This window comes from Pyxidicoccus caerfyrddinensis (assembly GCF_010894405.1).
Classification (GTDB): domain Bacteria; phylum Myxococcota; class Myxococcia; order Myxococcales; family Myxococcaceae; genus Myxococcus; species Myxococcus caerfyrddinensis.
In genome coordinates, this window is record NZ_JAAIYA010000005.1 from 37,629 (window position 1) to 57,715 (window position 20,087).

General features: G+C 69.5%; 15 protein-coding genes. 6 read left to right on the top strand and 9 right to left on the bottom strand.

The features are described 5' to 3' along the window. Positions 1 to 36 precede the first annotated feature (36 nt). The 6 genes from G4D86_RS13050 to G4D86_RS13075 all read right to left on the bottom strand — a co-directional run bounded on the left by G4D86_RS13050 (position 37) and on the right by G4D86_RS13075 (position 5,494). Positions 37 to 921 (bottom strand): AraC family transcriptional regulator, encoded by an 885-nt coding sequence (locus G4D86_RS13050; RefSeq protein ID WP_163993320.1) that lies wholly within the window; start codon positions 919 to 921, stop codon positions 37 to 39. Positions 922 to 1,057: 136 nt separating this feature from the next. Further along, positions 1,058 to 2,686 (bottom strand): right-handed parallel beta-helix repeat-containing protein, encoded by a 1,629-nt coding sequence (locus tag G4D86_RS13055; RefSeq protein ID WP_163993322.1) that lies wholly within the window; start codon positions 2,684 to 2,686, stop codon positions 1,058 to 1,060. Positions 2,687 to 2,808: 122 nt separating this feature from the next. After that, positions 2,809 to 3,552, bottom strand: coding sequence for an outer membrane beta-barrel protein (locus G4D86_RS13060; RefSeq protein WP_240360219.1), 744 nt, complete (start codon positions 3,550 to 3,552; stop codon positions 2,809 to 2,811). A 124-nt stretch (positions 3,553 to 3,676) separates the two neighbouring features. Beyond that, positions 3,677 to 4,471, bottom strand: a complete 795-nt coding sequence (locus tag G4D86_RS13065; RefSeq protein ID WP_163993326.1) for a hypothetical protein — start codon at positions 4,469 to 4,471, stop codon at positions 3,677 to 3,679. A gap of 67 nt (positions 4,472 to 4,538) precedes the next feature. Continuing rightward, entirely contained in the window at positions 4,539 to 5,033 is a 495-nt protein-coding gene (locus tag G4D86_RS13070) for a hypothetical protein (protein ID WP_163993329.1), read from the bottom strand. Further along, entirely contained in the window at positions 5,030 to 5,494 is a 465-nt protein-coding gene (locus G4D86_RS13075; protein WP_240360220.1) for a hypothetical protein, read from the bottom strand. The genes G4D86_RS13070 and G4D86_RS13075 overlap by 4 nt, the downstream gene beginning before the upstream one ends. A gap of 428 nt (positions 5,495 to 5,922) precedes the next feature. On the opposite strand from G4D86_RS13075, the gene G4D86_RS13080 reads away from it, so the two are divergent. Genes G4D86_RS13080 through G4D86_RS13090 form a run of 3 tightly spaced genes read left to right on the top strand, consistent with a single transcriptional unit; the run spans position 5,923 to position 11,368 of the window. Next, positions 5,923 to 7,362, top strand: coding sequence for a DUF3375 domain-containing protein (locus tag G4D86_RS13080; protein WP_163993330.1), 1,440 nt, complete (start codon positions 5,923 to 5,925; stop codon positions 7,360 to 7,362). Beyond that, positions 7,359 to 7,988 carry a DUF4194 domain-containing protein gene (locus tag G4D86_RS13085; protein WP_163993333.1) on the top strand — a complete coding sequence of 210 codons (630 nt, stop codon included), beginning with the start codon at positions 7,359 to 7,361 and terminating at the stop codon, positions 7,986 to 7,988. The genes G4D86_RS13080 and G4D86_RS13085 overlap by 4 nt, the downstream gene beginning before the upstream one ends. Then, positions 7,985 to 11,368 carry an ATP-binding protein gene (locus G4D86_RS13090; protein ID WP_163993334.1) on the top strand — a complete coding sequence of 1,128 codons (3,384 nt, stop codon included), beginning with the start codon at positions 7,985 to 7,987 and terminating at the stop codon, positions 11,366 to 11,368. The genes G4D86_RS13085 and G4D86_RS13090 overlap by 4 nt, the downstream gene beginning before the upstream one ends. 24 nt (positions 11,369 to 11,392) lie before the next feature. On the opposite strand, the gene G4D86_RS13095 is transcribed toward G4D86_RS13090, so the two are convergent. Further along, positions 11,393 to 14,161, bottom strand: coding sequence for a hypothetical protein (locus tag G4D86_RS13095; protein WP_163993336.1), 2,769 nt, complete (start codon positions 14,159 to 14,161; stop codon positions 11,393 to 11,395). A gap of 99 nt (positions 14,162 to 14,260) precedes the next feature. Between G4D86_RS13095 and G4D86_RS13100 the strand changes: the two genes are divergently transcribed. The 3 genes from G4D86_RS13100 to G4D86_RS13110 all read left to right on the top strand — a co-directional run bounded on the left by G4D86_RS13100 (position 14,261) and on the right by G4D86_RS13110 (position 17,734). Then, positions 14,261 to 14,647 (top strand): hypothetical protein, encoded by a 387-nt coding sequence (locus tag G4D86_RS13100; protein WP_163993339.1) that lies wholly within the window; start codon positions 14,261 to 14,263, stop codon positions 14,645 to 14,647. Positions 14,648 to 14,795: 148 nt separating this feature from the next. Then, complete coding sequence (locus tag G4D86_RS13105; RefSeq protein WP_163993341.1) at positions 14,796 to 16,199, top strand: M16 family metallopeptidase; 1,404 nt, start codon at positions 14,796 to 14,798, stop codon at positions 16,197 to 16,199. Continuing rightward, the gene (locus G4D86_RS13110) at positions 16,199 to 17,734 is read left to right on the top strand and encodes a M16 family metallopeptidase (protein ID WP_163993343.1); all 1,536 of its coding nucleotides are present in this window, start codon (positions 16,199 to 16,201) and stop codon (positions 17,732 to 17,734) included. Before G4D86_RS13105 ends, G4D86_RS13110 begins: the two co-directional genes overlap by 1 nt. Before the next feature lie 138 nt (positions 17,735 to 17,872). Here the strand turns inward: G4D86_RS13110 and G4D86_RS13115 are convergent, their stop codons facing one another. Both G4D86_RS13115 and G4D86_RS13120 read right to left on the bottom strand, forming a co-directional pair. Then, a complete protein-coding gene (locus G4D86_RS13115; protein WP_163994168.1) occupies positions 17,873 to 18,169 on the bottom strand; it encodes a hypothetical protein in 297 nt (98 codons plus the stop codon). A 152-nt stretch (positions 18,170 to 18,321) separates the two neighbouring features. Then, on the bottom strand, positions 18,322 to 19,983 hold the full coding sequence (locus tag G4D86_RS13120; RefSeq protein ID WP_163993346.1) for an alkaline phosphatase D family protein: 1,662 nt from the start codon (positions 19,981 to 19,983) through the stop codon (positions 18,322 to 18,324). Positions 19,984 to 20,087: the final 104 nt, after the last annotated feature.

The following is a 20,087-nucleotide window of genomic DNA, read 5'->3' on the forward strand; positions in this document are numbered from 1 at the left end:
ATCTTCCCGCCCCTATTTTCATCTTCTCTTCGCCGCTTACTTCAGCGGCAGGAACACGTCGGTGACGGCCTCGTGCTCGGGCACGTCGGGGAAGAAGCTGACGCGCTGGAAGAACAGGGGGAAGTCGCGGAGCTCCTCGCCGCTCTGGGGAAGCCACTCCGCGTAGAGGTAGCGGACGGTGGCCGCGAGTGTGTCATCCGAGCCGACGTGCCGCAGCACCGCGCACCGGCCGGCGGGGATGACCTTTGCCACGACGCCGAAGGGGTTCTCCTTCACCTCGCGGTCGGTGGCGGCGCAGATGTCGAGGCGGTAGTCCTCCGGGGCGACCTCCTCGGGGTTGTCGTGGAGGACGTTGAACGTGGCGCTGAGCCGGGGTGGCAGCGCGTTCTGCTTGCGCCAGGTGATGAACGTGCGCACGGAGTCGCCGATGCGCCGTGGGTCGCCACGGTGCTGGAGGGCGGCGACCTTCGTCTCCGGGAAGTGGATGACCTTGACCTGTGCTGACTGTGGGGTGGGCTTCATGTGGCGGCTCCTGAGCTCGCTCAACGGTTGGTACGTCGCGCTCCAGGGCTCCCATCGCGGCTGCTTCCTGAACTCCGAGGGTGTCTGTCCCACGCGCTTCTTGAAGGCGCGTGCGAAGGCCTCGGGGCCCTCGTAGCCGCTCGCGAGTGCGACCTCGATGATGGAGTGCTGATCGCGAAAGGCGAGCTGGTACGAGGCACGCTTCAGGCGCTGCAGTTGGACGTACTCGTAGACGCCCATCCCGAAGAGTGAGGAGAACTGCCGGTGGAAGTGGAACTTCGAGAAGGCCGCCACGCGGCTGAGCCCTTCCACGCTGAGGTCACCGTCCAGGTGCGCGTCGATGTGCTCGAGCACCTTCCGGAACCTGGCGAGGTATGCGTCCGCGTCCGCTGCGTTCAACGAAGTGCCTCCCTTGACGCTCGACAAGGTACCGACCCGGCCTCCTGAGTACCTGACCGATATTGCGGAAGTGGAGTGCGACTTGCGCGGCGGGCTCGGCTGAATACCTGACGACTCGTCACTGGAATACGTCCACTCACGGAGCCCGAGGCCCGGACACCTGCCTCCGCCCCGCTCGCGGTGTCTCCACCGGCGTCCGGAGCCTCCGCGCCACCGCGGGCGGAAGCTCACCGACGCACGACTCCAGGAACCCCAGGTCCGGGCCCGTGCCACAGAACTCCCCATTGCCCGGCACCCTCGGGTCTCCCGCGTTGCGCGCGGGTGAGTTCGCCCGCGTGAAGTAATCATTGTTGCGCGGGTCCTCCACGAAGCGCGGGTCCGCGAGGCGGGTGAGCGCATCCTGCCCGCTGCGCTTCCTCCACTCCGCGAGCGACCCATCCTTCCCATCCACGCGGAAGGCGATGGCTCCCTCCGGCCGGAACATCAGGTTGCGGTCCGACACCAGCCCCTTCACTCCGGCCCACTTCACGTCGAGCGCCCGAGGCGCGTCGTAGACGATGTTGCCCAGCACGCGCAGCCCCTCCGCGGGGCCGTGCTCTCCATCGCCCAGCTTCAGCCCACCCGCCGGAAGCGAGGCCAGCGTGTTGTGGTACAGCCGCACGCGCCTGCTCGTCCCCACGCGCAGCCCGTCTCCGCTGCCGCCCTTCTCCGTGCTCCCGTTGAACACCAGGTTGCGCCGGACGATGACGTCCGTGACGGGCTCCTTCCAGATGAGGTTGCCCCCGAGCGACAACCCCCGCCCGCTGTCCCAGACGCGGTTGCCCTCGATGAGGATGCGGCGCGCGGAGTAGTGCACCACCATCGCCGCCCCCTGCGGCGCGGTGCTCGCCGGGCGGTAGCCGTAGAACTTGTTGCCCCGAATCGTGACGCGCTCACACGTCTTGATGTCGACGGCGTTCTCCCGGTCCTCGTGGAAGCGATTGCCCTCCACGGTGATGTCCACCGGGATGTTCGTGCCCGGCGTGGTGTCCGGCCCCTGGCACTGGAACGAGTCCCCGCCGTTGCCCCACGCCTCGTTGCCCTGGATGAGGATGCGCGCGCTGTCCGGCTGTACCAGCAGCCCATGGCTGTCCTTCGCCGCGCCCCACCGGTAGTCATGCACCTGGTTGCGCAGGAAGCCGATGTCCGCCGCGCCGCCGTAGAACGTCACCGCGGCGGGGCCCTGGCCTCCCCACACCTGGCTCTCGCGCACGACGACATGCCGCGCGCCCTGGAAGCGCACTCCGTGCACCGCCGAGCCCGCCACCTGGATGTCGAAGCCCGCCACCACCCAGTAGCTCCGGGCAATGCGCAGCATGGGGGCCGACTTCTCGTCCCCACCCCGCAGCACGGGCTTCTCACCCGGCGCGGCGAGCAGCTGGATGGGCGCGTCCGGCAGTCCGTCACGAACGGCGCCGCCCAGGTCCACCCGCTCCTGATACGTGCCGCCGTGCACCCACGCCGCGTCACCTGGGTCCAATTGCGCCACGGCATGGCGGAGCGTGCGCCACGGACGCTGCTTCGTGCCGGGGTTCGCATCATCGCCCCGCGTGGACACATGGAAGACGCGCCGGGGCTTCACCCGCGCGAAGGACAGGTCCGGCCGCACCTGCGCGCCAATGCCCACGTCCGAGTCCGGCTCCAGCGCCATTGCCAGCGCCGGAGTGGCCGCGAGCAGGAGCAACAGCGTCCAGCAGGTCCTCGTGGTGACAGTCGCCCAGCGCATCCCTTCCTCCCCGGCACGTGCACGGCGTCTCCCTGACGGAAGATGCGACACGGACTTCACGCGGGGCCGGGAGGCCGGGGTGGCACCTGCACTCTCGGCAGGAGGGCAGGCGGGTCAGGAGGCTAGAACCGCAGCTGCAGCCGCACGCCGCCCTGGAGCCAGGCGTGGAACTCCTTCTTCTCGATGTCGTCCGATTCCTCGGCGTCCTCGAAGAAGCCGCCGTCGCCATCGACTTCGATGCTGCTCTTGACGGTGGCGTACTGCCCCGCCGTGAGCGTGACGAAGGGACCCACGGAGAACAGCTTGTTCACCCGGTAGTCGAGACCGCCCTGGAAGGCGAACTCGAAGCCCCGGATGGAGGTCGTCACCTTGGCGGCCAGCGGACCCTCACTCGTGGAGACACCCAGGTCGAGCGTTTCGTAGCCCACGCCCGCGCCCACCCAGGGCCGGAGCGTCTCGCTCGGCTGGAAGTGGTAGGACAGGTTGACGCCGAAGCGGAGCTGACGCGCGCTGCAGCTCGCGCCCTCCGTGCAGTCCTCCTTGAGCGAGCCCAGCCCGTACTGGAAGGACGCGCCCAGGTAGAGGTTCGAGTTGAAGAAGTACCCCGCATCGACCTGCAAGGGGATGACACCGGAGACGGAGTCACCCACGTCTCCACCGGAGGAGCCACCCATCGAGCCGAACTTGCCGAAGGGCGCTCCGAACCCGGCGCGAAGCCCGAAGGAGAGTCCCCGGTCCTCTGCGGCCCGCTCCTGCGCCTCGAAGTCGACGTCCTTCCGCATGAATCCATCATTGTGCCAGCTGCTGTCAGCCAGGGCGGAGGAGGAGGACAGCACGAGCGACAGCGAGGCGAGCTTCCAGAGCATGCGAGTGTTCATCGCGGTGACCTTGCGCGGGGAAAGGGAGTGCTCCCACCATTGCGGTGGTGGATGCGCTCCCGACGCCCGTCCGCTCGCTTTATTCAACTGCGCGTTGCAATAGCATCCGATGCTACGTCATCCAGTGCAGGCCGCCCGAGCCGATGAGGCGCACGGCGACCAGCGCCCACATCGCCATCGCTCCCATCCCAAGCACGATGCCGAAGATGGAGGACGCGCGCCGACCGATGGGAGGCCGGGCGTTGGGGTCCACGCGCCGCAGCGCGATGACTCCGCAGATGACGGCGGCGGGCGCGAACAGCGGCATGAAGTACGCGAGCACGCCCATCGACACCGCATGCCGCGCGAGCGGGTTGTTGACCCGCAAGTCCCAGAGCCGGCGCAGTGCGCGCTCGGGGACCTGCACGCGGAAGAAGAGCTTGTTGCGCGGGTCGAGGAAGATTTGCAGCGCGAAGATGAAGAGGAAGATGAACACCACCACCATGGCGAAGACGAGCGCGAGCGCGGCCTGGATGGCGAGAGCGACGGGCAGGAGCAGCAGCCCGTAGCGCGCCCACCGCATGCCCAGGAAGAAGCAGACGCACACCGCGAGGGCGACCAGCATCCCCAGGAGCGTGGGCACGTCCTTCTCGATGAAGGCCGCCTGCCCCCCCATCATGGCCATCACGGCGCAGCCCGCCACGAACCACGCCCCGCTGTCACGCTTGCCCCACAGACTCAGCCGGAAGGTGTCCAGGTAGTTCACCTCCGGGCGCGCGGCGCACGCGGGGCAGTACAGCGCACCCAGCAGCCACGTCGTACACGCGCCGCAGACGAAGGTGCCGCAGCGCTGACAGGTGGCGCCAGCGAGCTCGTCGGGGTGGGTGGCACAGCGGGCCAGCGCGTTGGGGGACACGTCCACGGACATGCCCCTCAGTGTCGCACGAAGGCGCGGCTCCACGGGCCTGCCCGCCTGGCCGCCCGGGTGTTCCGCGCTACTGCTGGGTGAGCACCGCGGAGCAGGCGGGATACTGCGAGACCTGCTCCGGGGCCTGACCCGGCGACACCCGTCTGTCCTTGCACTCCAGGCGCAGGATGCCTCCGACACCGGGAAGGCTCTCGCAACTCCGGAAGACCCGCACCGAAGGCGCGCCTCCATCGCTCGGCGGCTCGGAGCCTCCGTCGGGGGACTCGGCGACCTCCATCTCGCCGTTCAGAATCCAGCCGCCGTTCCACAGCGCGCCCGTCTCGGGGACGGTGACGGAGGCGGGCAGGCCGAGCTTCGGAGCCACCTCCACGTCGGCCCTGCAACTGTCCTGTCCCACCACGAGGTGGAGGGTGCCGTCCTCACCGCAGGTGTTCTCCTTCACCACGAAGGTGACGTCCTCCTCCGAGCGGCTGCACACCTCCGGCTCGGAGTCGGCGATGAGCAGCAGGGCGGTGGCCGCGAGCGTGGTGATGGTGGCGACGTTCTTCAGCAGGGGACTCATGTCGAAGCTCCGGGGATGCGGGGAGCGGCGGCCCGGCCGTACAGCAACGCCGCTCCGATGAAGGGCAGGGTGATGAGGTCCGTGGGGTCCGCGACGGCGTGGAACGGGCCCCTGAAACCCAGCGGTGCGCCAATGACTTGCAGGACGTCGCAGAACAGGTCCGCCGCGGGCTGCGACACCTTGAGCGCGGTGTAGAGGAGCGCCGTCGCGACGGCACCGAGCCCCACCCGCGTGCTCCGGGGCCAGCGCGTCACCAGGGCCAGCAGCGCGGACAGATAGAGTGGCAGGAAGAAGCAGATGGCCACGTCCGACAGCTTCCCGGTGAGCGCGTTGTGCAGCGCGGGCTTGAGCCAGCGGTCGTTCACCGCCATCAGCCCCACGGCCAGCAGCGGCAGCGGCGCGAGGAACTCCGGCATGGACGGCAGCGGCTTCACGGGCCGCCATGTCACGTGGGACGTCATGGGCCCGCGCCAGTGAGCAAGTCCCAGGCCATGGGGAACCACCTGAAAGGACTGGCCGGCCCTGCCACCGCGCCACAGTCCCCCTGACATCCCCGTCAGAGGTGGGTTCGGCCCGTGCCGCGCGGGCCAGAGGGCTCCAGGGCGTCCCGGCGTGGCGCTGATCCAGCAGCCGTGCCCTTCGGCGGTCCACGTTCCGGAGCCTCAACGTGCCGGAGCCACCCACGGGGTGCGTCCGAAACATGTCTCACGCCCCACGCCACGGCTCGCGAGGTCCATGGCCAGCAATGCCTGCCTGCTCGGTGCTCGTTTCCGACGTGTGGAGGCGGCAATGAATCATCACGCCTGCTCGCCTGCTCACAGAGGCACATCAACCCTCCAGGGTCGTCCGCATGTCCATGTCAGTCCCGGGTTGTATGGCTTGAGGTGTGATGGATTTCGCCACCCTCGATACGCTGAGACATCAGCACCCCGCGTGGCGGCTGCTCGTCGCGGACCACGCGCCGCTCATCGCCAGCTTCCTGCACCGCAGCTTCCTGGAGGCCAACGCGCGCTCGCTGCCCCAGCGGGAGCTGGTGCTGAAGCTGGAGGACCACCTCCACACGCTGCGCGAGCGGCTCGGTGAAGCCGCCTTCCCGCGCGCGGCCACGGCGTACCTGGACGACTGGGCGGAGGACGGGCGCGGCTGGCTGCGCAAGTTCTACCCGCCCGACACGGACGAGCCCCACTTCGACCTCACCTCCGCCGCCGAGCGCGCCATCCGATGGCTGTCACAGCTGGCCGACCGTTCCTTCGTGGGCACGGAGTCGCGGCTGCGCACCGTGTTCGCACTCCTGGAGCAAATGACGGATGGCACCGAGGTGGACCCCAAGGCCCGCCTCGCCGAGCTGGAGCGCCGTAAGGCCGACATCGAGGCGGAGATGGCCCAGGTGCGCGCCGGCCACGTGGAGCTGATGGACGAGGCCGCCCTCAAGGACCGCTTCCAGCAGATGGCGGACACCGCGCTCGGGTTGCTCTCCGACTTCCGCGAGCTGGAGCACGGCTTCCGCGAGCTGGACCGCGTGGTGCGCGAGCGCATCGCCACCTGGGAGGGCACCCAGGGCGAGCTGCTCGAAACCGTGCTCTCCGAGCATGACGCCATCAGCGGCTCGGACCAGGGGCGCAGCTTCCGTGCGTTCTGGGACTTCCTCATGTCCCCCACGCGACAGGAGGAACTGACGCGCAAGCTGGAGCGCGTCTTCGCGCTCCCCGCTGTCCAGGCGCTCAAGCCGGACCCGCGCCTGCTGCGCATCCACTTCGACTGGCTGGAGACGGGAGAACACACACAGCGCACCGTCGCCCGGCTGTCGGAGCAGCTCCGGCGCTACCTGGATGACCGTGCGTGGCTGGAGAACCGCCGCATCATGCAACTGCTGCGCGGAGTGGAGCAGCACGCGCTCGCGGTGCGCCACCAGCCTCCGCCGGGCCGGGCCTTCATGGTCATCGACGAGCCGTCGCCGTCCGTGGAGCTACCCCTGGAGCGGCCCCTCTTCTCACCGCCCGTGCGGCTGCGCATGGCGGACGCCGACGTGCTGGAGGCCAGCGAGGACGTGCCGGCGGAAGCCCTCTTCGCCCAGGCGTTCATCGACAAGGAGCGGCTGCGGGAGACCATCCGCCACGCGCTCCAGACACGCGAGCAGGTGTCGCTCGCGGAGGTGCTTCACGAAGCCCCGCTCCAGCAAGGCCTCGCCGAGCTGGTGGCCTACCTCGACCTCGCGTCCGACGACCGGACCGCCCTGTTCGAGGACTCACGAACCCAGACGCTGACCTGGACGGATGCGCGAGGCCGCGCGCGCCGCATCACCCTTCCCCTGGTGCTCTTCCACCGATGACTCCCAACAACACTCCCCGTCCCGCGGACTCCTGCGACTCCCTGTCCCTCGTGCTGGTCGCCTTGATGAAGGGCGTCGTCTACCAGGAGGGCGACGTCAGCCTCTGGCACGGCCTGCTCAACGTGCAGGCGCGCGTGCGCGAGCACGTGGCGGTGCTCGGCCTGCAGCTCGTGCTCGATGAGACGGAGGGCTACGCGTACCTGCGCCAGCAGCCCTCTTCCGAGGGCGGCGCGGCGCTGCCGCACCTCGTGGCGCGAAGGCAGCTCGGCTACGGGGTGAGCCTGCTGCTCGCGCTGCTCCGCAAGAAGCTCGCTGAAGCCGAGGCCACGGCGGGCGGGCACCGGCTGGTGCTGCGGCGCGAGGAGATATTGGACCTGGTCCGCCTGTTCCTCCCCGAGGGGACGAACGAGGCGCGGATGATGGACAAGCTGGACGCGGACCTGGCACGGGTCATCGAGCTGGGCTTCCTGCGCAAGCTGCGCGGCGGGGACGACGCCTACGAGGTGCGCCGCATCCTCAAGGCCTTCGTCGACGCGCAGTGGTTGGACACCTTCCAGCAGAAGCTCGCGGACTACCGCGCCCACCTGCTCGCCCACCTCACCGAGGTGAACGGAGCCACGCAATGAGCACGGCACACTCCTTCAACCAGGCGGACCTGCTCGACCTCGGCGCCACCGACGCGCGCGCGGGTTTCAGGCTGCACCGCTTCGAGGCCTACAACTGGGGCACCTTCCACCAGCGCGTCTGGCACCTGGGGCTCGGCGGCGACAACGGGCTGCTCACCGGCGACATCGGCTCCGGCAAGTCGACGCTGGTGGACGGCGTGGTGACGCTGCTCGTGCCGCCGCAGAAGCTCGCCTACAACAAGGCGGCCGGTGCCGAGTCGCGCGAGCGCACGCTGCGCTCGTACGTGCTCGGCCAGTACAAGTCCGAGCGCGGCGAGGGCGGGCACGGCGCGAAGCCCATCTTCCTGCGCGACGGGACGAGCTACTCCGTGCTGCTCGGCCACTTCTACAACGAGGGCTATGACCAGCACGTCACCCTGGCCCAGGTGCTGTGGATGCGCGAGGCGGAAGGACAGCCGGCGCGCATGTACATCGTCGCGGACGGGAAGCTCTCCGTGTCCGAGCACTTCGCGGGCTTCGGCGCGGACATCGCCGCGCTGCGAAAGCGGCTCAAGGCACTGAAGTGCGAGGTGCATGAGACCTTCCCTCCCTACGCGGCGGCCTTCCGGCGGCGCTTCGGCATCAAGGACGAGCAGGCGCTGGACCTCTTCCACCAGACGGTGTCGATGAAGGCGGTGGGCAACCTCACCGACTTCGTACGCCAGCACATGCTCCAGCCGTCCGCGGTGGAGCCCCGGCTCGCGGCGCTCATCGGCCACTTCGATGACCTGCATCGCGCGCACGAGGCCGTGCTCAAGGCGAAGAAGCAGATGGCGCAACTGGAGCCACTGGTGCGCGACTGCGAAAAGCACGAGTCGCTCGCGGGCGAACTGGCCACCCTGCGCAAGAGCCGCGAGGCGCTGCGCCCCTGGTTCGCGGGGCAGAAGGCGAAGCTCGTGGAGCAACAGCTCACGGGCTGGAGCACGGAGCGCGAGCAGACACGGCTGGAGGCCGGAGAGCTGGCGGACGAGCGTCGCCGCCAGGGCACGGAGCGGGACAGGTTGAAGCAGGCCATCGCCGCCAACGGAGGCACGCGGCTGGAGACGGTGAAGGCGGACCTGGCGCAGCGGCGGCGCCAGCGGGATGCGCGCTTCCAGAAGGCGGAGCGGTATGCGCAGCTCGCCACCTCGGCGGGACTGCCGGCGGCGGCGGACGCGGACACCTTCCTTTCCAACACGCGCGCCATCCAGACGCTGCTCACGGAAGGGGAGGGCGAGCTGACGCGAACGCACGCTGCGCTCACCGACGTGGGCGTGGAACTGCGCGGGCTGGGACAGAAGCACGCGGAGGTGGGCGCGGAGCTGGAGTCGCTGCGCCGGCGCCGCTCCAACCTGCCATCGCGCATGCTCGCGCTGCGCGAGCGGATGTGCGCCGAGCTGGGGCTGGACGCGGACGCACTGCCCTTCGCGGGTGAGCTGCTCCAGGTGCGCGAGGAGGAGCGTGACTGGGAGGGCGCCATCGAGCGCGTGCTGCATGGCTTCGGCACGTCGCTGCTCGTATCGGACGCCTGCTACTCGAAGGTGGCGCAGTGGGTGGAGCGCACGCACCTGGACGGGCGGCTCGTCTACTACCGGGTGAAGGAGGAGGGCGCGGCGCGGGTGCCTCAGCTCCAGCCGCACTCGCTGTTGCGCAAGCTGGCCATCAAGCCGGACTCCGGCATGTACCGGTGGCTGGAGGCCGAGCTGGCGCGGCGCTTCGACTACGCCTGCTGCGACACGCTGGAGCAGTTCCGGCGCGAGCGGCAGGCCCTCACCCGCTCCGGCCAGCTCAAGCGCGGCGGCGAGCAGCACGAGAAGGACGACCGCTTCCGGTTGGATGACCGCTCCCGCTACGTGCTCGGCTGGACGAACGAGCAGAAGCGCGCGGCGCTCGAAGCCGAGGCCCGCTCGCTGGAGGCGCGCCTGTCCGCCGTCACCGCGCGCGCCCTGGAGTTGGAGTCCCGCCGCAAGGGCCTGCAAGGGCGGAGGGAGCTGCTCAGCCAGCTCGCCGTCTTCGATGCCTTCCGCGAGCTGGACTGGAAGCCCGTGGCCGTCGACCTCCAGCGACTGGAGGAGGGGCTGCGCGAGCTGGAGTCCGCGTCCGACGTGCTCCACACGCTGGAAGGCCAGCTCACGAAGCAGGAGCGCGCCCTGGAGCGCACCGAGGCGAAGCTGAAGGAGGTGGAGAAGCGTCAGGCCCGCCTGGAGGTGCAGGAGGAGTCCGCGCGCAAGGCCCTGGCCGCGTACGAGAAGGCCCGGCAGGAGGCCACCGAGGAAGTGCGCGCGTGCTACCCGCGCGTGGAAGCGCTCTATTCCGAGGTGACGGGCGGCGCCGCGCTGGAGGCGGACCCGGGCGACGAGCGCGAGCGCCAGCTCCGTGAGGAGCTGCAGAAGCGCATCGACGCGGAAGGCCGGAAGATGGAGCGCGGCCGCGAGGCCATCATCCGCGCCATGCAGACCTACCGCGCGGACTTCCCACTGGAGACGCAGGAGGTGGACGCGAGCCTCGACGCGGCCGGCGAGTACGCGGCCATGCTCAAGGCGCTGCGCACGGATGACCTGCCGCGCTTCGAGACGCGCTTCAAGAGCCTGCTCACGGAGAACACCATCCGCGAGGTGCTGAACTTCCAGGGTCAGCTCCTCCGCGAGCGCCAGGACATCCGTGAGCGCATCGACACCATCAACCGCTCGCTCCGCGCCATCGACTACAACCCGGGGCGGTACATCCTCCTCGAAGCCTCACCCGGGGCGGACGCGGACGTGCGCGAGTTCCAGGCGGACCTGCGTGCGTGCACGGAAGGCACGCTGTCCGCGCCCGAGGACGACGCGTACTCGGAGAAGAAGTTCCTGGAGGTGAAGCGCATCATCGAGCGCTTCCGGGGACGCGAGGGCAGCGCGGAGGCGGACGCGCGCTGGACGCGGCGGGTGACGGACGTGCGCAACTGGTTCAGCTTCTCCGCCTCCGAGCGCTGGCGCGAGGACGACCGCGAGCACGAGCACTACACGGACTCGGGCGGCAAGTCCGGTGGCCAGAAGGAGAAGCTCGCGTACACGGTGCTGGCCGCGAGCCTCGCCTACCAGTTCGGCCTGGAGTGGGGCGAGACACGCTCGCGCTCGTTCCGCTTCGTCGTCATCGACGAGGCCTTCGGCCGGGGCTCGGACGAGTCCGCGTCCTACGGACTGGAGCTGTTCCGACGGCTCAATCTGCAGCTGCTCATCGTCACGCCGCTGCAGAAGATTCGCGTCATCGAGCCGTATGTCGCGAGCGTGGGCTTCGTCCACAACGAGGCGGGGCGCAGCTCCAAGGTCCGCAACCTCACCATCGACGCGTATCGCGCCGAGCGTGAGGCTCGCGGACACTGAGCGAAGCGCCTGGAACCGGCACCCTCACGGGTGCCTGTTCTGCCTCGCCCTGTTGTGGAGCGGAACGGTGGCGGCGTCGTGAATCCGCAGGTCCTGGGCCATCCGCGTGGCCCGCTGGACCCGGTTCCGGATGGAGGTCTGGAGCGGGACGCTGTTGGCAATCTCGACCGCGGTCTTCTTGCCAATCCACTCGGCCGCGTCGGGGTCCACCGCCAGGAGCAGGGGGTCCCGGGCCGACTGCTGCGGCTGGGCGAGCGCGGTGGCCACCTCATTGCCCGTGGGCGCGGGCGTGGCCCCCATGCTCCAGCCCCGGATGCGCAGGGTGCACAACCCGCAGAAGGTCAGCGAGGAGGCCTGGGCCACGTTGTAGCTCATGATGCAGGTCCACGTGCCGTCGTCGTGGAACGTCGGATGCGAGCCGGCCTTCGAGGTCCCCGGCGGCGCATGCGGCATGAAGAGGTGGTGGCCAATCTCGTGGGTCATCGAGATTTCCGGCGTCGCGCCGACCATCTTCCCGAGGAGCGCGAAGCCCTGCTCGCGCCAGGTCCGGGCGTCCTGATAGCGGCTCCACGGGTAGATGGAGACGATGCCGCTGTTGCCCCGCAGCCGCGTGCCGCAGGCGCACTCACGCTCTTCACGCTGCTTCACCGTCAGGACATTCGCGCACTCCCTACAGGTCGTGCGGTTGGTCCTCGAGGTGTAGGCCTCGGCGGCCATGGACCAGTTCAGGAAGTTGTCCTGATAGTCGAACTGGAAGAGGTGGAGGCCCTCGATGTCCGGGTCGGTGAGCTCATCGCAGACGTCGTGCAGAATCGTGGACGACCACTCCTTGCACTTCTCCTTGTAGAGCTTCTCGCTGGTGAGCTTGTGCTCCTTGAGGAGGGCCTTCGCAATCTCCTGGTCCGGCTTCCCCAGGAGGTTCGCGTCCTCGAGGATGAGGTCGTCCGAGTACCAGAGCCGCGTGTGGATGCCCAACCCGGTGCGCTGACGCAGCACGATGGCGTTATGCGAGATGTCCATGTCGCTCGTGATGAAGCCGCGGCACCGGTGCACGTGCGCTTCGACCTCGGCCACGAACTGCGCGTAGTCGCGGAAGTTCACACCCCAGTCATTGACGTCCTGCTGGGCCGGAGGCAGGCAGGCGCAGCGCGGGAGCATGTGAATCGCGTCCCACGAGCGCTGGAAGGCGTTCTGGTAGTCCACGGCGACGACGACCGAGGCGGCCGGTGGCACCCGGAGCTCGATGCCCGTGTGTCCGAGCAGCGCCTTCACCCGGTCCCAGGAGAAGATGCCCTGCTGAATCGCGGCGGTCTTCTTCCAGTGCCGGGCGACCTGCATGAGACGGCGGACGGTGAACTCGCGGCTCGTCGCATGGGGCAGCGTTCCCGCGTCGGCGCGCAGCTCCGCGGCCGTCCTGTTGGCGACGTCCAGATTCACGTTCGACGGGGCGAAGTAACACGTGAGCGTGTAGCCATCTCCGACGATGCGGGACGGCCGGAAGGGCACTCCCGTCTGGCCCGCGCCAAGGCCCTCGGTGCGGGCGTAGCTGTACGCCGCCCAGGTGCGGGTGCCCGCGGCCTCGACCTTGAAGGGCATCTGCGCGGCGATGGGGTTGACCGTGTTCTTCGCGTAGCCGTTGGCGGCCTGCGGCGAATCGACGGGCGCTCCGTTGGGCTCGAAGACGGGGCTCGAGCCGGGGCCGCGCTTGCCTCCATGGTCCACGTGGCAGTTGTCGAGCCCGTGCGGCCAGTCGCCAGGCTTGTAATGGACGGCGTCAGCGAGGAAGGCCTTCACGTCCTTGTCCGGGATGGTGCCCGGCGAATGCTTCGCGCCCTCCCAGTCCCACAGGAAGCGGGCATTGCCCAACGCCCTGGGCGCGTCGACGCTCGCGCCGGCGGCGTCCCTCACCTGCACCCTGGCGATGATGGGGATGATGGGGCCATCGCCCCAGAGCGCGGCGTACGCGGAGAAGAAGGCGTTGCTGTACCACTCCCACGAGTCCCGCCCGAAGACGTTGCTCTCGAGCAGGACCTGCAGCGCGTCGCCGCCCGCGTCGATGCTCATCGAGCCCGCGAGCTGCTGGGCGAGCTCCGCGTGGACAATCTGGTTGCGCCGCTCGAAGTCCTGCCGCTCGGCGGGCATGCCGATGAAGGGCATGTTGGGGACGATGGCGCCGGGGCCCAGCTCCAGCAGGATGTCGCCCACCAGCACGTCGATGTAGAGCCAGCGGACGGGGTAGGTGGCCACATTGCCCGGACGCGGGGTGATGGTGGCCTTGAGCTTGTAGGGGGAGTGTTCGACCGTCAGACAGTCGTCGGGGAACTCCGTCGGGACGTAGTGGCGCGCGATGACCGGCGCGGCGGCGGACGGGTCGCTGCACGCACGCTCCACGGGCAGGTCGTCCAGGGAGTTGAACGGTGTGTCTCCGTTCTTCGCCGCAAGGCCCGCGAAGTCGATCTTCTTCGTCCACAGCGGGACTGCCGGGATGTCGTCGTGCCTGTACAACTCCAGCTCGAGGGACTCGACGTACTCGCGGCCGGAGAGCTCCCAGTGAATCCTGATGTCATCCACCGTCGGCGCGACGCGGTAGCGCCCCCGGTCCGCGGCGGCGACCTCCGGGTTGTTGTTCGGATTGAACGATTGAGGCAGGGCGCTGGCGGGGGACAGCCACAGCTGCGTAATCGCGCACTGCGGGGGCGCATTGCACGCCTGGACCGGGCCGGGATTGAAGGGGGCGGGAACGTTGACGTCGGCGAACTGCGCGGGACGTATCTTCGAGGGGTAATCCGGCATCGAGCCTTCTGACGAGCGGGGCCCGAATGCTAGGTTCTCCAACTCCAGCGTCAAGCGAAGTGGCCCGCGGAGGTCCACGCCGGAGGATGATTCTTGCTGGTGATTCGACGTGAGCAGATGGCGGCACTCCAGCGGGCGCGCGACGGCAAGCTGGCGGAGTGGGTGGTGCAGTATCTGCGGGCCCGGCATCCGGCCACGCTCGCCGGCCTCGACGCGTCAGAGGCCATGCACCGGGCCCTCGCCGGAGTCTCACGAGCGCGGCGCCATGGCTTCGTCACCTCGAACGCCTACGGCGAGTTCATCGCGGCGATGCTGCGCCACGCGCCGGACTTCGACGCGCACCCGGAGTTCATCTCCCGCTTCGCGCCCCGCGAAGACGAGACGCCCGATGCGACGCTCGCCCGGGCGCTCCGGGAGATGACGCCCACCGCCTGGAAAGAGGTCGTCCTCGCCGCGGACGCCGGGGTCTGGAATTCATTCCCCTAGCCTCGCGGGACTGTCGCGAAAACGAGGCGCCAACCACTCGACGATGTCCGGCATTCCCGCCCGCATTCCCTATCCAGGGGGCCCGGGTCGCGTGCTAAGCGCAGGACGTGAGTCCATGGCATCGAGACCCGGAGGCACCTTGTTTCGAATGAAGGCCCTCGTCGCCGCAGCCCTCGTCATCAGCGGGCTACCGGCGCTCGCGCAATCCCCCAAGGAGGCGAAGCCCGCGGCTGGACGCGAAGCGCTCGCCATCCCCTATGAGAAGTACACCCTGCCCAACGGACTGGAGGTCATCCTCTCCGTCGACCGCAAGCTGCCGATTGTCTCGGTCAACGTCTGGTACCACGTCGGTGCGTACAACGAGCAGCCCGGCCGCACCGGCTTCGCGCACCTCTTCGAGCACATGATGTTCCAGGGCTCGAAGCACGTGGCGGACGACGTGCACATCTCCCTGCTCGAGCAGATTGGTGGCACCGACCTCAACGGCACCACCAGCTTCGACCGCACCAACTACTTCGAGACCGTCCCCAGCAACCAGCTGGAGACGGCGCTGTGGCTGGAGAGCGACCGCATGGGCTTCCTGCTGGACGCCCTGACGCTGGAGAAGCTCAACACCCAGCGCGAGGTGGTGAAGAACGAGCGCCGCGAGGGCACGGAGACCGCCCCGTACGGAGAGGCCCGCGAGAAGGCGTGGCATGCGCTCTTCCCGTTGCCGCACCCGTACCACGGGGACGTCATCGGCTCGATGGAGGACCTGAACGCCGCCACCGTGGACGACGTGAAGGGCTTCTTCCGCCAGTGGTACGCGCCCTCCAACGCGACGCTCACCATCGTCGGTGACTTCGACGTCGAGAAGACGAAGGCGCTGGTGGAGAAGTACTTCGGCTCGCTGCCCAGCCACCCGAAGCCGGTGCCTCCCCAGGTCGCCCCGGTGAAGCTCACCGCGCCCGTGGTCATCCGCCAGGAGGAGCGCGTGGCGCAGCTACCGCTCTTGTCCATCCAGTGGCTCACCGCCCCGTACCTCCAGGAGGGCGACGCCGTCGCGGACGTGCTCGCCACCGCGCTGTCCACCGGCAAGGCGAGCCGCCTCTACCGCAGGCTGGTGCTGGAGAAGCAGCTGGCCCAGAGCGTCAGCGCCACGCAGCAGAGCCAGGGCGCGCAGTCCGTCTTCACGCTGGACGTGGTGGCCCGCCCCGGTGTGTCCACGGACCTGCTGCTGAAGGAGGTGGACGCCATCCTCGATGAGGTGCGGAAGAACGGCATCACCCAGGAGGAAATCGAGCGCGCCCGCACCCGCTATGACACGCGCATGCTCGCGGGCCTGCAGTCCGTGGGCGGCGGCGGCGGCAAGGCGGACGTGCTGCAGAGCTACAACCACTTCGTCGGCGACCCCGGCTACATCGCGAAGGACCTGGCGCGCTACGAGCAGGTGACGCCCGAGTCCGTGAAGCAGTTCGCGCGCGACGCGCTGTCCTCCAACTCGCGCGTCATCCTCCACGCCGTACCGCCGGCCCGCCGGCAGGCCCCCATCGAACCGAAGGAGCGCAACTGATGCGCCGCCTCCTCACCGCCCTCCTCGCGGCCTCGCTGGCCGCCTGCGCCAGCAACCCCAAGCCGCCTCCGCCGCCCAGCCCGGACACGCCCGCGCTGGGAGCGACTTCCACCGAGGCGCCCCCGCCGCCCCCGACCGCGCAGGACCCCGAGGCCTTCCGCGACAAGCCGCCCGAGCCCGGCAAGCCGCCGGACCTGGTGCTGCCCACGTTCCAGAGCGCGAAGCTGGACAACGGTCTCACCGTCCTGGTGAGCACGCGCAAGGAACTGCCGCTCGTCTTCGCCGGCGTGGCCTTCGCCTCGGGCAGCGCGCAGGACCCGAAGGGCAAGGCGGGCCTGGCCGAGCTGTCCTACCGCATGCTGCTGGAAGGCGCGGGCAAGCGGGACACGGTGGCGCTCGACAACGCCTTCGCGGACCTGGGCGTGTCCCCCGGACTGGACGTGAATCCGGACGGCGCCGAGGTGGGCGTGCGCGTGCTGAAGCGCAACGTGGAGCCGGCGCTCGCCCTGCTGGCGGACGTGGTGATGCGGCCCAAGTTCGACGCGAAGTCGTTCGACCGGCGCAAGAAGCAGCAGCTCGCAGACCTCGTGCGGCAGCTCGGCTCGCCCATCATGCTCGCGCAGCTGGCGGCCCTGGACGCCATCTTCACCGAGGACCATCCGTACGCCCACATGTCCGACGGCCTGCCCGCCACCGTGCAGGCGCTGACGCTGGCGGACGCGAAGGGCTTCTACCAGCGCCACTCCGGCCCGCGCGCCGCCGCGCTCATCCTCACCGGGGACATCACCCTGGATGAGGCGGTGGCGCTGGCGAAGAAGCACCTGGGTTCGTGGAAGGGCCCGGGCACGCCGCCCGCCGCGCCGCCCACGCCCGCCGCGCCGCCGCGGCAGCTGGTGTACGTGGTGCCCAAGCCCGAGCTGGCGCAGACGGTGATGCTGGTGGGCCGCCCGGGACTGGCCGCGGGCCACGCGGACGAGTACGCGCTGGAGCTGGCCACCACCGTGTACGGCGGCTTCTTCGGCAGCCGGCTCAACATGAACCTGCGCGAGGCCAAGGGCTACAGCTACGGCGCGGGCGCGTTCATGGACACGCGCCTGGGCGTGGGGCCGCTGCTCTCGTACACGGCCGTGCGCCAGGACGTGACGGGCCCCGCCCTCACCGAGCTGGTGAAGGAGCTGTCCGGCCTGAAGGAGCGGCCGATTACGGAGAAGGAGCTGGAGTCCGCGCGCGAGGGGCTCATCCGCGCCATCCCCGCCGGCTTCGAGACGGTGGAGGGCCTGGGCGCCACCGCCGCGTCCATCTACTTCAAGCGCCGCCCGCTGAATGAGCTGGAGCGCACGGTGGAGGGCCTGCGCAACGCCACCGCCGCCGAGGTGCAGCGCGTGGCCGAGCTGTACCTGGCGCCGGACGCGATGCAGATCGTCCTCGTCGGAGACCCCGCAACCATCCAGGAGCAGGTGGGCCCGCTCAACCTGGGCAAGCTGACGCCGGTGGAGCCGGACGAGGAGCCCGCCGCGCCGAGCGCCGGGAAGTAGGTCGCAGGGCAACGCCGGGGCTCGCGAGCGTGCGCGAGTCCCGGCGGCCCTTCGCTGTCCACGCTCGCCGCCTGGGCGGCGTTTCGCTTCAACGCTGGGGCTCGCGAGCGTGCGCGAGTCCCGGCGACCTTGCTTGCGCTAATCCTCTTCGCCCTGTCCGGCCATGCGCGCATCGGCTCGCTCGCGGCCGATGCGCTCGCGCTCCAGCTCATCGGCTTCGTCGATGGGGCTGCGGATGTCGGGCACGTCGCCGCCCACGGGTGCGTCACTGTCGAGGGCGAACTTCGCCTCGCTCGTGGCGTGGATGGAGTCCGCGGAGTAGAGCGGCAGCGTGTCGTCCGCCTCCAGTCCCCCTTCCACGCGGTCCTTCGCGTACGGAGGCTTGTGGGGTGCTTCCTTGCCGCCCTTCAGGGGGTCGTACTTCCGGTTGGGCATGATGCGCTCCTCGTCGAAGGGCGCGGGGAAGAGCCCCACGCCGGCACACTCCTACGAGGCTCAATGTCGGGGCGCGCTCCCGGCCCACCAAGTTCCCCACGGACGCACGGGCGCATGCCTGCCCGCACGCCGTGGAGTCAGCGCGGCGCGAGCTACCGGGACGGGGACGGGGGCTCCACCACCACCTGCATGGAGAGCGGGGAGTGCTCGGTCTCCCAGCGCAGCCACAGCTTGGGACGGGAGGTGGCGTTGGTGGGCCGCTTCACGCACAGGGACAGCCAGTTGCGCTCGCGCAGGTAGTGGTCGGCGCCCACGGGGAGCAATTCCGTCTGGATGAAGGACGGCAGGTCCTCCACGCCCTCTCCCGCCAGCGTGCGCATGCCGAGGAACTCGAGCATGCCGGGGGGCGGGTGGACGATGGCGGAGGAAGTCACCTGCTCGATGGCGGCCTCGGCGACGCCGGGGGCGAGGTGCTCCGGGTTGCGCGAGCGGATGAGGCCACGCGCGCCCACGTGCACGTCGCCGGAGATGACCGTCACCGCGCAGCACGACTCCTTCGCCAGCCGGAAGAGGTCCATGATGAGCCGCGTGCGCTCACCACGGTGAACGATGGACTCCCACTGGTCGAGCATGTCGTCGCGCAGGTCCATCATCCCCGCGACACGCTCGGCGGCCTGGCCGAAGCGCAGGTGGACCAGGGGCACCGAGGACACGACGATGACGTGCCGGTACTTCGAGCCCGCGCTGGCCTGGTGCTCGAGGCGCCATGTGTCGAGGGCGGACCACTGCGCTTCGCTCATCACCACGTGCTCGGTCTTCCCGGTGGACTTCACGCGGCTGGTGCGGCCGCTGCGCAGGTCCAGCATCACCACGTCGAGGTCGCACTCGTCGCCGGTGAAGCGCACGGTGCGCAGGTAGTGCGTCTCGCCCGGCTTGCGCTCGCGGGGCGTCTTGTCGGCGGTTCGCAGGCCACCGAGCTGGAAGGCCTCGAAGGTGAGCGCGGCGGCGCTGTAGAGGGTGCGGTACCAGGGGCTGGCCTGGAGCTTCTCGTGCGAGCCCCAGCCGTCGAAGATGTCGTGGTCATCCCACGTGAAGAGGCCGGGCACGCGCGCCAGCATGGGGGCGATGCCGGCGGTGCCGCTCCAGCGCTCGCAGTACAGCTCCACGTAGCGGGCGACCATGTCGTCGTGGAAGTGGGCGGGCAGCTCGCAGATGAGCTTCTTCTCCAGGGACAGCTTGCGGAAGTCGACCAGCTCCTGCGAGGCGTACCAGATGGAGTCCGCGTACACCTGGTCTCCGCCGCCGATGAGCAGGTGGAAGCCGCCGGTGGCGTCTTCGTGCTGCTCGCGCATGTCCTCCCAGCAGGCGAAGGGGTGCCCCATCTTCGACACCGCCTTCCACGCCTCGGCGCTACCGCCGCCGTTGCAGGAGAAGAAGGCCGCGCGCGGCTGGGTGCCCCGCTCCGGCACGACGACGTCCTTCACGTCGTCCACGCCTTCGAGCGGGGTGGCGCCGTCCACGGGGACGAAGCGGTAGGCCACGCGCGTCGGGTGGGGGGCGCGAGGGAGGGAGACGTTCCACTTCCACAGCACGCCGGCCATGGGGCTCTTGAGGGCGGAGAAGTCGGCGGCCAGCTTGGGGTCGGTGATGACGGCGCCGGGGAGCTCCTGCGCGTCCCTGTCGAGGAACATGAGCCGCAGCGGAGGAGGCTTCGTGGGGTCCGTGCCGGAGAGGTACAGGTTGACGGAGAAGGTCCACGTGTCCGTGGACTGCGCGTCCGTCATGTACAGCATCGGCCCGAGCAGCTTCTTCATGGCTCCCCCCTGCGAGTGCGCCAGGGCCCATGTGCCCCAGAGCGAGAGGGATTCTAGCGCGGTGGAGACTTCACGCGGAGCGTGGGTGGTGTCCCCAAGTTGCC

What these genes read in the sequence shown, in the direction of transcription:
- G4D86_RS13065 (WP_163993326.1), bottom strand. Translation starts at nt 4,471, where the DNA reads ATGTCCGTGGACGTGTCCCCCAACGCGCTGGCCCGCTGTGCCACCCAC.
- G4D86_RS13060 (WP_240360219.1), bottom strand. Translation starts at nt 3,552, where the DNA reads ATGCTCTGGAAGCTCGCCTCGCTGTCGCTCGTGCTGTCCTCCTCCTCC.
- G4D86_RS13070 (WP_163993329.1), bottom strand. Translation starts at nt 5,033, where the DNA reads ATGAGTCCCCTGCTGAAGAACGTCGCCACCATCACCACGCTCGCGGCC.
- G4D86_RS13080 (WP_163993330.1), top strand. Translation starts at nt 5,923, where the DNA reads ATGGATTTCGCCACCCTCGATACGCTGAGACATCAGCACCCCGCGTGG.
- G4D86_RS13120 (WP_163993346.1), bottom strand. Translation starts at nt 19,983, where the DNA reads ATGAAGAAGCTGCTCGGGCCGATGCTGTACATGACGGACGCGCAGTCC.
- G4D86_RS13110 (WP_163993343.1), top strand. Translation starts at nt 16,199, where the DNA reads ATGCGCCGCCTCCTCACCGCCCTCCTCGCGGCCTCGCTGGCCGCCTGC.
- G4D86_RS13055 (WP_163993322.1), bottom strand. Translation starts at nt 2,686, where the DNA reads ATGCGCTGGGCGACTGTCACCACGAGGACCTGCTGGACGCTGTTGCTC.
- G4D86_RS13075 (WP_240360220.1), bottom strand. Translation starts at nt 5,494, where the DNA reads ATGACGTCCCACGTGACATGGCGGCCCGTGAAGCCGCTGCCGTCCATG.
- G4D86_RS13090 (WP_163993334.1), top strand. Translation starts at nt 7,985, where the DNA reads ATGAGCACGGCACACTCCTTCAACCAGGCGGACCTGCTCGACCTCGGC.
- G4D86_RS13095 (WP_163993336.1), bottom strand. Translation starts at nt 14,161, where the DNA reads ATGCCGGATTACCCCTCGAAGATACGTCCCGCGCAGTTCGCCGACGTC.
- G4D86_RS13105 (WP_163993341.1), top strand. Translation starts at nt 14,796, where the DNA reads ATGAAGGCCCTCGTCGCCGCAGCCCTCGTCATCAGCGGGCTACCGGCG.
- G4D86_RS13115 (WP_163994168.1), bottom strand. Translation starts at nt 18,169, where the DNA reads ATGCCCAACCGGAAGTACGACCCCCTGAAGGGCGGCAAGGAAGCACCC.
- G4D86_RS13085 (WP_163993333.1), top strand. Translation starts at nt 7,359, where the DNA reads ATGACTCCCAACAACACTCCCCGTCCCGCGGACTCCTGCGACTCCCTG.